General features: G+C 48.0%; 9 protein-coding genes. 8 read left to right on the top strand and 1 reads right to left on the bottom strand.

Translation table 11 applies throughout. The annotated features are described in order from the left end of the window. Positions 1-35: 35 nt before the first annotated feature. Genes AC1VOR_RS16730 through AC1VOR_RS16710 form a run of 5 tightly spaced genes read left to right on the top strand, consistent with a single transcriptional unit; the run spans position 36 to position 5,868 of the window. Positions 36-911 carry a carbohydrate ABC transporter permease gene (locus AC1VOR_RS16730; RefSeq protein WP_482619410.1) on the top strand — a complete coding sequence of 292 codons (876 nt, stop codon included), beginning with the start codon at positions 36-38 and terminating at the stop codon, positions 909-911. A gap of 20 nt (positions 912-931) precedes the next feature. Beyond that, positions 932-1,756, top strand: coding sequence for a carbohydrate ABC transporter permease (locus AC1VOR_RS16725; RefSeq protein ID WP_482619494.1), 825 nt, complete (start codon positions 932-934; stop codon positions 1,754-1,756). Positions 1,757-1,807: 51 nt separating this feature from the next. Continuing rightward, positions 1,808-4,066 (top strand): glycoside hydrolase family 65 protein, encoded by a 2,259-nt coding sequence (locus AC1VOR_RS16720; RefSeq protein WP_482619409.1) that lies wholly within the window; start codon positions 1,808-1,810, stop codon positions 4,064-4,066. Continuing rightward, positions 4,047-4,754 (top strand): beta-phosphoglucomutase, encoded by a 708-nt coding sequence (gene pgmB, locus AC1VOR_RS16715; protein WP_482619407.1) that lies wholly within the window; start codon positions 4,047-4,049, stop codon positions 4,752-4,754. Before AC1VOR_RS16720 ends, pgmB begins: the two co-directional genes overlap by 20 nt. After that, entirely contained in the window at positions 4,744-5,868 is a 1,125-nt protein-coding gene (locus AC1VOR_RS16710; RefSeq protein WP_482619406.1) for a DUF4432 family protein, read from the top strand. Before pgmB ends, AC1VOR_RS16710 begins: the two co-directional genes overlap by 11 nt. A gap of 131 nt (positions 5,869-5,999) precedes the next feature. Here AC1VOR_RS16710 and AC1VOR_RS16705 read toward each other — a convergent pair whose 3' ends face one another. After that, the gene (locus AC1VOR_RS16705; protein WP_482619404.1) at positions 6,000-9,548 is read right to left on the bottom strand and encodes a CBM35 domain-containing protein; all 3,549 of its coding nucleotides are present in this window, start codon (positions 9,546-9,548) and stop codon (positions 6,000-6,002) included. 531 nt (positions 9,549-10,079) lie between these two features. On the opposite strand from AC1VOR_RS16705, the gene AC1VOR_RS16700 reads away from it, so the two are divergent. Genes AC1VOR_RS16700 through AC1VOR_RS16690 form a run of 3 tightly spaced genes read left to right on the top strand, consistent with a single transcriptional unit; the run spans position 10,080 to position 13,002 of the window. Then, positions 10,080-11,234 (top strand): sugar ABC transporter substrate-binding protein, encoded by a 1,155-nt coding sequence (locus AC1VOR_RS16700; RefSeq protein WP_482619402.1) that lies wholly within the window; start codon positions 10,080-10,082, stop codon positions 11,232-11,234. Positions 11,235-11,284: 50 nt separating this feature from the next. Further along, on the top strand, positions 11,285-12,175 hold the full coding sequence (locus AC1VOR_RS16695) for a carbohydrate ABC transporter permease (RefSeq protein WP_482619401.1): 891 nt from the start codon (positions 11,285-11,287) through the stop codon (positions 12,173-12,175). Further along, positions 12,172-13,002: a carbohydrate ABC transporter permease gene (locus tag AC1VOR_RS16690; protein WP_482619399.1), complete on the top strand. Its 831-nt coding sequence runs from the start codon at positions 12,172-12,174 to the stop codon at positions 13,000-13,002. Before AC1VOR_RS16695 ends, AC1VOR_RS16690 begins: the two co-directional genes overlap by 4 nt. Positions 13,003-13,023 lie beyond the last annotated feature (21 nt).

Here is a 13,023-nt window from a genome sequence, read left to right as displayed (position 1 = left end):
ACCTGCTGGAGATTCGATTGGGGAGGACCATATGCATGGTAAGAAAAAATAGAAGGTATATTACGCTGTTCTTGTTGCCGACAGTTGCCTTGTTTATTGTCGTTTATGCCGTTTCACTGATTATTTTGTTCGGCACATCGTTTACCGAGTGGTCGGCCGGGCGCAAGCCAATTTTTATGGGTCTGGCCAACTACGTTGAACTCTTCACGAATGATTCCAATTTCGGCAAGAGCTTTCTGAATACCGTGATCTGGGTATTCCTTCAATCCACGGTTCACGTAGCCATTGGGACGCTGTTCGCCATCATTCTCAATCTCAAGGAATTCTATTGGAAATTTGCGCGAACGGTTTATATGTTCCCTAACATCATCTCAGGTGCAGCCGTAGGTATGCTGTTCCTGTGCTTGCTTAACCCTGACTTTGGGGCAGTGAACAGCATCGTTCGCTTGTTTGGCAATGCGGATTACGCTCAGAACTGGTTCATGGATTACGCAACGGCCTTCCTCTCGGTTACGATGACCTGGCTTCCTTATGCCGCTGTCGTTACGATTCTGATTCTGGCTGAAATCGCCGCTATTCCGGAAAGTTTGTTCGAATCAGCGCGTATCGACGGGGCTAGCGAGATGAAGATCAATCTGTATATCCTCCTTCCTATGCTCCGCAATATTATCGGCACTTGCGTCATTTTGGCGGGAACCAGCATGCTGCAGAAGATGGATATCATTATGATGACAACCGGTGGGGGACCTGGCAATGAAACGATGAATTTACCCATTTATATATACAAAACCGCACTGATGGATAACAACTTTGGTTATTCCAATTCAGTGGGTGTTTTCCTCATCGGCTTTGGCTTGATTTTTGTGCTGCTATGCCGAAATCTGTTCAGAATAGGCAGCTCCCATAACTGAATGGAGCGATTGGGGTGAGAATGATGAAAATAGGTTTGAATGTGCTTAAGTATGGATTTGTGCTTCTGATTATATTGCTCTCGCTAGGGCCGTTCCTTTGGGTATTTCTGGCCTCCTTCAAGACGAATGCCGAGATTTTGACCAATTCACTGGGCTGGCCAAGCAGCTTTAGCTTCTCCAATTATGTAATGGCCTTCAAAATTGCACCGATCTCCAGATTCTACATTAACAGTGTGATCGTGGGGATTTTCGGCACCGTATTGAATTTACTGCTGCTCGGAATGGCGGCCTATGCTCTGGCACGCTTTCAGTTTCGGGGGAAAAAGCTGCTGATGGCAGCGTTCTCCTTATCTCTCTTGATTCCGGGTGCTGCCATGCTGCAGCCGCTCTATTTGACCGTCAATACATTAGGCCTTTATGACAAGCTGATTGGACTCATTATTGTATATGCTGGCTTCGGGTTACCTGTATCGCTCTATATTCTAACAAGCTACTTCTTGACGATTCCGAAGGAAATGGAAGAATCCGCTTATCTGGATGGTGCCAGCTTCATCAAAACATTCTTCAAAATCATCTTGCCGATCTCAAAACCAGGCTTCGGCACGGCTGGTGTCATGCAATTTCTGCTCTGCTGGAACGAATTCCAGTTCGCTATTATTCTGACCACAGGCAATCAGAGCCGAACGCTGCCGCTGGCACTTTACTATTTCAAGAGTCAATTCGCCAGCGATTACGGCGTGATGTTTGCGGCTACGATGGTCGTAATCATTCCAAGTATTCTGGTATATATCCTGCTGCAGAAGCAAGTGGTATCCGGACTTGCCGCAGGTGCAGTGAAGGGTTGACCTGGAGGAAGAGACCGAAGGGAAAAGATCATAGAAATTGAGGGATGGCAGATGAATGAGGAAAAGCTGTGGTGCCTGAGGGAAGAAGGGTATCACGCCGAGTTACACAAATATTATGAGGGACTTTTTACTCAAGGAAATGGCTATATGCACGTCCGCGGAAGCTTTGAAGAAGGGTGTAGTGATGCCCCTCAGGATGAGGAATATCTGCGTTTTCCCGATAATGTCACGCTGGAGAAGCCAAGGCATCCCAAGTCCAAGCAAGGAACCTTTATTCCGGGGATTGTTGGTCAACATCCATTGCTGAAGGAGGAGATTGTTAACCTTCCTTATTATTTGGGGATTGAATTGAGGTCTGCTGGAGAAAGTCTGGACATGGATCGGTGCCATATTGAAAGCTACCAACGCTGGCTGGATTTGCGGGATGGAAGCCTGCATCGTGCATTTATATGGGACACAGCAGACGGCTTGCGTCTGGACTGCACCTATCATCGGTACATCAGCATGGCGGATTCCCATCTTTGTATTCAGCGCGTGCAAATAGAAGTTTTATCCGGGGAAGGAAGCCTGGAGGTAAAGCCGACACTTCGCGGTGATGTGCGCACTAATGGAATGAATCATTTTGCCCGGGTTATTCCTGGGGCGGAGTCTGAAGGCAGCTTGTCCCTGGACATCCTGACCGAGGAAGGCAATCAAATCTTCATGCAGTCCGTGCTGGAAGTCTCGCAAGCGATAACCTGGCAGGGTGAACATACTGCGATGATCGCATCGCTTCAGGGCGAATGCCTGTTGAAGGCCGGAGACCGATTGACGATCTCCAAGCTGACTGCGGTGACGACGGATCGCGATTTGGAGGAGGGGACGGTCCGTGACCGAGCGCTGATGCATCTGGATCATGCACGCGAATTGAGCTGGGAAGCGCTCTATCATCGGCATGCTGCTAAATGGAAAGGTAAGTGGCAGCACGCGGATATTCAAATCGAGGGAGATGATACGGCGCAAGTCAATGTTAGGGCCTCTCTCTATCACCTGATTCGCTCCAATGCCGAGCAGGATGATCGGGTAGCGATCTGTGCCAAGGGTTATGCCGGCGAGGCGTATTTCGGCAGATATTTCTGGGATACAGAGATCAACATGTTGCCGTTCTTCCTGCACACGAATCCGCAGGCTGCCCGCAATTTGCTGCTGTTCCGTTATCATACGCTGGAGGGGGCGCGGCGCAATGCCCGGAAGTACGGCTACCAGGGAGCCCGCTATGCCTGGGAGTCCTCGTTAAGTGGCGAGGAGCAATGTGCGAACTGGCAGTATGCCGATCATGAGATTCACGTTACAGCAGATGTTGTATATGCCTTGTACCATTATGTGAACGCGACCGGAGATGATGAATTTCTGGAGCGTTACGGCATTGATATTTTGGTAGAAACGGCTCGTTATTGGTGTGATCGAGTGGATTGGAGCCCGGAGGGGTACGGCGAACTGCTTGGTGTAATGGGACCGGATGAGTATCTGCCGTTCACCCGCAACAATGCTTTTACCAATCGAATGGTCAAGTTTAGTCTGGAGCAGACAGTCCTTTGCCTGAATCATCTGCAACACAACAAGCCGGATGGCTATGGAGCTGTGGTTGAGCGCTTGAACATCCATCAGGATGAACAGGAGCTTTTCCGGCACACGGCGGAGAAGCTGAGATTGCCGTACGACAGCCAGACGGAGATTATCCCGCAATCCGACGATTTCGCGCAGTATGCTGACCTGGACTTTAATACGCTCTGGACGAATCGTTCCAGACCGTTTGGTCATTTCATTTCCCAGGAACGAAATTACCGCTCGAAGGCATTAAAACAAGCTGATGTGCTTGAATTAATGTTGCTCTTTCCGCAGGAGTTCACCCCGGAGCAGATGAAGGCGGCTTATGCGTATTATGAGCCAATCACGACTCATGATTCTTCCTTATCGGCAGCGGTTCATGGCATTGTAGCCTCTTGGCTGGGGCAGAACGAGGAAGCGGCCAAATTTCTGCAGCGAGTCATGGGGATTGATCTGTCTGTGGAGAAGAGAGGGGCTGCAGAGGGGATTCACATCGCCAATTGTGGTGGCCTGTGGCAGCTTATTGTTTATGGCTTTGCCGGCATGGGCAGTGCAATGTGGAATGAAGACCTTCAACTGAAGCCTCGCCTGCCTGCGGGTTGGAAGGAACTGAGCTTCCAGATCGCTTGGCGAGGGGAACGCTACCAAGTATCCGTTCGTCCAGATTCGTATGAAGTGAACAAATTGAATGGGGGAGAAGCTGTTGCGATTCCAACCCTTTGAAGCAGCCATTTTTGATTTGGACGGCGTTATTGTCGACACCGCTAAATTTCATTATCAAGCCTGGAAGCGTCTTGCTGAGGAATTGGGGTTTGCTTTCAGTGAGAAAGAAAATGAGCAATTGAAGGGTGTCAGCCGTATGGACTCGCTTGAGCTCTTGCTCCGGGCGGGAGGGATAACGAATCTGGCAAGAGAGCAGAAGGAGCAGTTGGCTTCCCGCAAAAATGAGTGGTACAAGGAGCATCTCGCAACGCTTACCCCTGCAGATGTATTGCCGGGTGTAGCTGGTTTTCTTCAGCACTTGCGCTTAAATGGCATCAAGACAGCCATTGCATCGGCCAGCAAAAATGCACCGCTGATATTGGACAAAGTAAACATTAGACCGCTATTTGATACCGTGGTTGATGGAAACAGCATTGTCAAAGCCAAGCCAGACCCGGAGGTGTTCCTCCAGGCAGCCAGACTTCTGAACGTGGCTCCTTCTGCCTGTTATGTGTTTGAAGATGCGGCCGCTGGTGTGGAGGGGGCCATCCGGGCAGGTATGCGAGTGGTTGGGGTGGGTGCAGAATCACTGCTTGCCCGTGCCCATGTGACCGTTGCGAGTATTGAGCAGCTAGAGCCTGTTTTTTTGCTGAGCCGAATTGGTGTATCTGAGCTTGGTGTAACGGGAGATCGCCCGTATGAACAGTAAATCTGCTGGTGAGTTGATGTTGTCGGAATTAGAACCGGATACTCCTTATGAGTTGCCTGACGGCGGATTTGTTACCTTGAAGCTGTTTACAGACCGTTATGACTCGCACCTGCATCTGCTTACCATATCCAATGGTAAGCTTGTTTTTACCGTAATTCCTGAGAGAGGTATGGACATTGGGGAACTCCGTCTTGGAGCTGAAAAAATAAGTTGGGAGCGAGATACACGGTATTTGCTGCACCCAGATCATGTAGACCTCTCCGACAATGAACGTTCAGGCTGGGATGCAGGCTTTTATGCAGCGGTGGCGGCGATTGGCCCTGAAATCTTTGGCACTCCGGATGAAGTGAGAACCGTTCACGGGACGGGTTCTTACTCCCCGGCACGCCTGGAATCGATTCGGTTGGTTTGGGATGCCCGGCAAATTTGTCTGGAGGGAACGGTGCCAGTAAGAGGATATGAGGCATTACCCGTCTATGAAAAATTAATTCGGATGGTGACGAGTTACGGGGCGGACGTGCTGTATCGTGAGGATACCGTGCGAAATTTAACGGATGATGTGCAACCGGTAGACGACGGTTATCACATTCAATTGGCGGGGAAGTATATGAACGGCGGTGGTTGCTATGTTCTGCCGGTATCGAGCAAGCATCTGCTGTTACGCGACGCTGCCCCATCAGAGGAAAATCCGCTTATGATTTACGATTCGCAGACTAAGCTGGACCCGATTCGCTGTTATCAATATGTCCCAAGGCCCGTAGAGGGATTGTCGGCGTTGCCGCAGGTTCGAGATTACTACACGGCCGCGAGCCCTGATGAAGAACTGACGGCTGAGATGCTGGTGAATGCTGACAAAGACGCAGCGGCCTATGTCATTCGTTCGTTGGCATGTTATCCTCGTTCACTGATTGCCAAACGGGCAATCGCGGACCTCATGTATGCCCTTGAGCCTTGCAAGACGAGGCCCAATTCCATGGAGCAAAAAACGATAGATGGTGAGACTGTCTATGTTGGCGCCCGTAACCAGTGCACGGGTTGGATTATCTTAGGGGCGACACGTGATGCCGCAGAGATTGCCACCCTTGCAAGCATGATTGAACAGGCTGAGAAGTAACGTGAATGAAGCAAAGACACCTTCAAAAGACTTTAGCCTTGGAGGTGTCTTTTTGCTTTAAAAATAGCCAGTCACCGGAGATTTCCGATGACCAGCTTGGCGACTTAGCACAGACAGCTATTCTCTTGAATTTATCTAGGGATGTACACTTCCTCGATTAGGACATCCTTCTCCTGCACGACTTCATCAAGCTTATCATCATCCATAGCTTCGATTGTGTCGGTGGGATTCACCAGGGCAGAGCTATCTATGATATTCACGATGAATGTCACCGGATTACCTATATCAAAATGGAAGCTAAACTCTACCTGGTCACCGTTAGTCAGCCCAAGTGAAGCCAGATAATCGTTCTTAAGGGTCAAGGTGTTTTCGGATATGGAGTAGCTGTCTGGATTGACTTGATTTTCGTGATATACCACTTCAGTAACGGAAGTGGCTTGATTCCAAGTGATCTGGGTGTTGACATCCTCGGGATGATGGAGATCATAGATTACCCCTTCAGGAAGGGCTACCTCTGCCCCTGATGGGGTATAAACAATATTAGTCACCCCGCTAAAAACACTATCGCTCAGATTGCGAATTTCAATCTTCATGCGTTGATTATCGTTGCTCTGGTCATCGGTTAAACTTACCGTGGCACCGTTGGCATAGGAGGCACCCTCTACAGTAATGACTTTTCCATTACTTTTGTTAATGATTTTATAGTAGTCTCCGTCTTGTTCCAACCTCCACTGTTGCGTATCGGGGATGTTGGCCCCGGTCGCTCGTGTGTTCTGGCAGATTTGCTGAATGGCTGAGCCAGGAAGGATATCAATAACATGACCGCTTTGAACCGATTGAATCTGATAGTACCCTGTGCCAAGGTCCAGGAACCGCCATAATTGATTATTTCCGTCGCCATTGGCCCACTGGTTAATGACCGCTAGAGATTCGCTTGATACCCGGTCCACATCCAGAGCTTTCCCGCTATGCTTGGGTTGGATCTTCACCATCTTCTCCGGGATAATCTTCTTGGCATGGGAGCTTATGCTTCCGCCACTGAATTTATCAATGGTGAGGCTATCGATATTAAATCTTCCGGTATCTCCTGCTTCACGGGAGAGTCGAATCGTATTTTTCCCTGCTCTCAGATGAATGGACTCGGTTGCCTCCGCCCAGGTATCCCAATTCGCTGTTGGTGGCAAGGAGACTTGCTTGATCCGTTCATTATTGACATATAAGCTCATTGTTATATTTGATGACTGGGCACCGGAATACCTCAACGTCGAAGTGTAGGAAGCTGTATTGGGCACGTTGACTTCGAAGTTAATGGCATCTCCTTCTTGCTCGAAGCCTGCGACAAATCCGTTATTTTCATACCCTAGATGATCCTGGGCAACGGTTAAGCTACCTTCCTGCATCGCTTCTTCTGCTTGATAGCTCCAGGGCGTCCGTTTGTTCAGATGAATGCCGTCCAGGTTAATAATGTCAGAATTGCTCTCATTCTTATAAGTAATCGTGTTATTTCCCTCTTGCAGGTTTAAGGTCTCAAGCTGTTCCTTCCAGACGGTGAGCCCACCGGTAGCAGGGAGAGTTACATGTTTAACAAAGGCGCCATTCAAATACAGGGCTAAGGTTTTGCCCGCTGCTTCGTGGGCGTATCTTAGTTTAACATCATAGGACGCCGTATTCTCAATATGGACGGAAAATTGGATGGATGAATTGGCTTGTGACAATCCGGTAACATAGCCGATTCCCAAATTACCATCTTGCGCGTAAACGACACTAGTATCTGAAGCTCCCGTTGTGTGGGCATCTTCTGCTCCGTAATGCCAGGTCGCTGCCTCGGTAACGGTGATATAGTCCAGATTGACATTGCCGGTGTCGCCGTCATCATACTTGTACATGATGGTATTTTCCCCTTCTCGCAGGAACACGTTGTCATAACGATCAGCCCACTTATCCCAGCTTCCTAAGCTAAAGAAATCAACCGATTTGAGTTTTTGACCATTCACATACATACTCATGGTTCTGTCATCATCAAACCCTAAGCTGTAGCCCAGGTTAACGGAATAATTGCCTGCATGAGGGGCATTGACCTTGAAGGTAACGGCTGAATTTGGCACCCATAGTCCTCCGACAAACCCGGTGCCGCGATACCCTGTATGGTCCGTGTCTACTTTGGCGTTGCCGGATAGCACGGCCTGTTCTGCTTCATATAAGGTGCTTCTTTTTATAATCAAGGCATCCAGGGACAAGGAGCTCTTACCCGACAGACGAATCTTATTACTCCCGGCGTGAAGCTGAATCTGTTGAACAGTTTGAATATCAAAGTTGGCATCAAATCCTGCATTGGACGCAAAGCTAAGATCTCGTGGCTGCTCTTGATTCACCCCCAGCTTCATATTAATTAAAGCTGGTGTACTATTGTTGTATCTGAAATCCAGGGAGTACGTTCCTGAAGCCTTTGTGTTGACTGTAAACTCTATATAGTCATTGTTGCTGCCGTTGTTGTATTTGACATAAACGCCGTCCGAAGCGTACGCGCTTTTGCCAATAACCTTGGAAGCTCCCGATAGCAAGGCGTCCTCAGCTTCATAGATTTCGCTTTTTTCCTCTCCGGAGGGTCTGTTCAGCACGGTGCCTGGATTGGAAGGAATGCCGAGATTGATAAAGTCCTGGTCGTCCCAATGAATTCTTTGGGCCCGAATCCCCCGGTTCCCTCCACCTTGACCATGAGTCGGAATTCCGTGGTACATGATCCAATCCTCTGTACCGTCCTCAGACTTCAAGAACAGAGGTGAACCTGGCCCGTAGGAACTGTTCTCATCGGATCGCTTCATGACAGGCTCTGGATGCTTCAGCCAGGATGCGGCATTCATAACGTCCGCTGTTGCGTCAGCTACGGAGACACCAACGGCATAATTGTCATTCATAAAGCTGCTTACTGAATAGGCGAAATAAGTCTTGCCGTTTCGCTCAACTACGGCGGCACCCTCATTAATGTTGTCGCCATGCTTCTCCCAGTCATATTGTGGCATGGCGATAGTAACTTCCGGGCCTTCCAAGGTCCAGGGGTTGGCCATCTTAACAATGGTAGGACTCTCGTCGAATTTTGTGTTGGCAGGATTATTGGGATCAGGGTAGTAGTAGTATTTGGTATAGGTGAAATAGCTTTCTCCCTTGATGGTTACAATACCGCAAGCCAAGCCGTAGCCTTCTGTATTCAGTAGCCCCTTCTTGGTAGTAATTTGCCCGTCGCTGTCGGCATTTGCGGATTCCCCCTTGAGTTCCCAGACTCCTTCGAAAGGATCGGGAGATGGGTTCTCCAGGACGTAAGAGCTGGGGTGTCCGTAACCGAAGCTGTTCTCTGGACCGGAAGAGAAATAAAGATACCATTTGCCTTCCAGTCTATAGATATAGGGCCCCCATACATATCCGAAGTTATCGGGCTTCTCCCATACCACCTTGCTTTTCGCGGTGGATACGCCAAGAATAGTTTCATGCCTTTTCAAGGTGATATTATTGTCACCGGAAGAAGCAGAATAGTAGTAACCATCTGCAGCCCTGGCAATGGTAGGATCGGCGCCGCCCATCAGCGGGTTCGTATAATTGGATGTTACCTCTGCATTCGTCATACTTGAGAGCAATAATGAAACGATCATCACAAAGGGAAGTATAATTAGACTTTTTTGTCTCATTGTAATCTCCTTTTCAAATTAATTGAATACGCTTTCATTTTTTTGTAGCGCTACAAATTCATTATAAAGGAAGCAGAGGACCGTTTTTCGGCATCATGTTTTATGATATTTTGAGGAATTGCGTTTGCAGGAGAAGAAGGTGGACCGAGAACTCCTTTTTCTTGAGCTTTCTTGTAATTTTTTGACCAAGTGTAGATGTATCCGCTTTACCATAGCAATATATGTAATATTCATGTTAGATATATGTGATGAAAGCTGATTGACAGGTTAAAACAAAAAGCATATATTATTAATAAGTCCAGTGGACGTAATAATTATATTTCGTGCGAATAGGAGGGTCCGGACGGTTTTTTGGCGGTAAGTAAATAAGTTCAGGTTCTAATTTACTATTTCGAGGGGGGCATTTCAGAAATGCGTTCAAAAGCGATCTTGCCATTATTTTTTTGTTTTGTAATCGTTCTCGTAGCTGCTTGTGGCAACAATTCTTCCAAAGGATCTCAACCGTCGTCAACTGGTGATACTCCATCCGAAGTGAAAACCATTAAGTTCTGGCAGTTCATGGGCTCCATGGATGACAGTACGGATATTAACATTGCTCCAATCATCGAAGAATTTGAAAGCACCCATCCAGGAGTGAAGGTTGAGGTACAGCAGCTAACTTGGGATAACGGGTTGGACAAAATTACTACGAGCTTTGCTGCTGAAGAGGCGCCTGATGTGGTGGAACTTGGCAACACTTGGGTTACACAGTTCGCTTCCCAGGATGTACTACTGGATCTATCGGACAAGGTGTCCAGCATCAAGGACGAATACGTTGGTTGGGATGGTGTCACCTACGATTCCAAAATCTACGGTGTACCTTGGTTACTGGGGACACGCGCATTGTTCTACAACAAAGAGCTGTTTGAGCAAGCTGGCCTGGACCCTGAGAAGGCTCCAACGAACTGGGAAGAGCTGAGAGCAGCAGCCGCTCAAATTACAGAGAATACGGAAGCGAAAGGTTTTGGTATTGCAGCGGGAGAGGCTGAGACCCCTTGGACGCAATTCTCGATGTTCCTGTGGAGCAACGGCGGGAACTTCCTGAATGCGGACCAAACAGCCAGTGCGTTGAACGAACCGGCTGCAGTCGAAACACTGGAGTATGTTCAAGAGCTGTCCAAAGTATCGCTTGTCGCTCAAGATGGCATGATTGGCCAGGAATTTGCAGCCGGGAACGTAGGTATGTTCATCTCAGGTGCCTGGAACCTGCGGGGATTAGCGCAGAATGCGCCTGACTTAAAATGGGGAGTGGCAGAAATACCGGTAGCGCCAACAGGTAATTCGGTGTCCTTCTCGGGAGGAGAGATTTTGTCCATCTCGGCCAAGACAGAGCATCCTGAGGAAGCTTATCAATTTGTTGAATTCATGACCAGTAAGCAAAATGCAATGAAAATTACAGAGATAGCCACCTCCGTATTCCCTGCCTTTCCGGGAGTCGAAGCTGATCCGTTCTTCGCGGATAAGCCGGAGATCGCTATATTCGCCAAGCAGGTTGCGACTGCCCAGAATCCACCTTCTCTGAAAGCATGGCAAAAAATCTCCGAAGAGGTTACGACTGCGGTAGAGAAAGCTGTATTGCAGCAAACTTCTGCAGCAGAAGTGTTACAGACTGCCTCCGACAACATTAATAAATTGCTCGCAAGATAAAATTTCAAAGGGCAAGGGGACGTTCATCCCCTTGCCCATGGAGGTATAACATGAACACAGCAGGCCGTAATAAGCTGCGCCAAAACACCACAGCTTATCTGTTTCTATCGCCGTGGCTATTATCGTTTCTGGTATTCAGTTTGTTTCCGATTATTTTCTCATTATATCTTAGCTTTACTGAAACTGGATTGCTTAAGCTGGAGTCCAACTGGGTGGGGATTACAAACTATTTGGATACGCTAAGCGACCCTGTATTCAAGAAAGCCTTCTGGAATACTTTGTACTTCGTGGCTGTCACGGTTCCAATCACTACGGTACTGTCAATGGTGTTGGCCATTGCTGTGAACAGCCGCATCCCCGGTAAGATATTCTTCCGGGTTTCGTTCTTCATGCCGACTGTGACTTCGGTCATCGTCGTGTCCATGATGTTCATGCTGCTGTACGCACCTTCTGGCATCTTGAATTCAATTCTAGGCACTTTTGGTATTCAGAAGGTGCAATGGTTGCTGGATATTCGAACCGCTTTTCCTTCTATTATGGCGATGTCGATCTGGACGGCCGTGGGCTTCTATATGCTGATGTATGTGGCTGCCCTCCAATCGATTCCTTCCAGTCTGTATGAAGCGGCCATCATTGATGGCGCGGGGTTATGGAGTCAATTCATGAATGTGACGTTGCCACATCTGCGGCATATGAGCATTTTGGTTATTGTCATGAATACCATCAACTCGCTACAAGTCTTCTCTGAGGTATATGTCATGACCAAGGGTGGCCCTTTGAACTCAACGACCACGATGGTGTTGTATATGTACAATACGGCATTCTCCAGCTTGCAACTGGGGAAAGGATCGGCGATTGCCTATATCTTAATGATCTTCATTATGTTGATGTCGGCTGTTCAGATGTGGCTGATGCGTATCAATAAGGGGGTAGGAGAATGAGTCACCGGCAATCAACCTTGCGTACATCGATCGTCTTTCTGGTGCTCCTGATTCCCTTGATCGTTATGGTATTTCCGTACCTGTATATGATCAGTATGTCGTTAAAAGGCGATGGCATGATTATCAAGAGCTTCACGGATATCTTCCCTAAACAGATCACATTGCAAAATTATGTGGATGTGCTGGGTAGTGGTCCATTTGGCCGTTATTTCCTGAACAGTACAATTATTGCCGTATCCGTGGTGGTAGGGAACATTTTATTTGGCTCTATGGTTGGGTATGCTTTTGCGAAGCTGACCTTTGTGGGTAAGAACGTCCTGTTTATGATTATTCTGTCTACGATGATGATCCCATTCCAGGTTACTTTGATTCCGCTCTTTCTGCTGATGCGGGAACTGGGCTGGATTGATACGTACGCTGCACTTATTATTCCGAATCTGATTGCGCCAATGAGCATCTTTCTGATGCGACAGTACATGTCAGGTTTGCCCAATGAAATCATAGAGGCAGCCAAAATGGATGGTTCCACGGAATTCGGCGTATTCTGGCGTATTATCCTTCCGCTGGCGAAGCCGGCAGTGGGTGTACTCATTATCGTGCAGTTCCTGGGATCATGGAATAACTTTATCTTCCCGCTGATTCTGACCAACTCCGAGCATATGAGAACATTGCCATTGGGCTTGGCACTATATAAAGGCTTTAATTCAATCGATTGGGTACACATGATGGCAGCCTCTTGCATCTCAACCTTGCCGGTTCTGCTGGTATTTATTATTTTCCAAAAATATATCATTGCAGGGATGACAAGCGGAGCCGTGAAAGAATAAATGCATTTAAGACTGTTGGAG

Source organism: Paenibacillus sp. 1SOY10, assembly GCF_056836745.1.
The sequence above is the reverse complement of the archived record's forward strand: the minus strand, read 5'-3'. Positions and strand labels throughout refer to the sequence as shown.

Excerpts from the sequence above, each read along its gene's own strand:
- AC1VOR_RS16710 (WP_482619406.1), top strand. The coding sequence starts at position 4,744 with ATGAACAGTAAATCTGCTGGTGAGTTGATGTTGTCGGAATTAGAACCG.
- AC1VOR_RS16705 (WP_482619404.1), bottom strand. The coding sequence starts at position 9,548 with ATGAGACAAAAAAGTCTAATTATACTTCCCTTTGTGATGATCGTTTCA.
- AC1VOR_RS16690 (WP_482619399.1), top strand. The coding sequence starts at position 12,172 with ATGAGTCACCGGCAATCAACCTTGCGTACATCGATCGTCTTTCTGGTG.
- AC1VOR_RS16720 (WP_482619409.1), top strand. The coding sequence starts at position 1,808 with ATGAATGAGGAAAAGCTGTGGTGCCTGAGGGAAGAAGGGTATCACGCC.
- AC1VOR_RS16725 (WP_482619494.1), top strand. The coding sequence starts at position 932 with ATGATGAAAATAGGTTTGAATGTGCTTAAGTATGGATTTGTGCTTCTG.
- AC1VOR_RS16695 (WP_482619401.1), top strand. The coding sequence starts at position 11,285 with ATGAACACAGCAGGCCGTAATAAGCTGCGCCAAAACACCACAGCTTAT.
- AC1VOR_RS16730 (WP_482619410.1), top strand. The coding sequence starts at position 36 with ATGGTAAGAAAAAATAGAAGGTATATTACGCTGTTCTTGTTGCCGACA.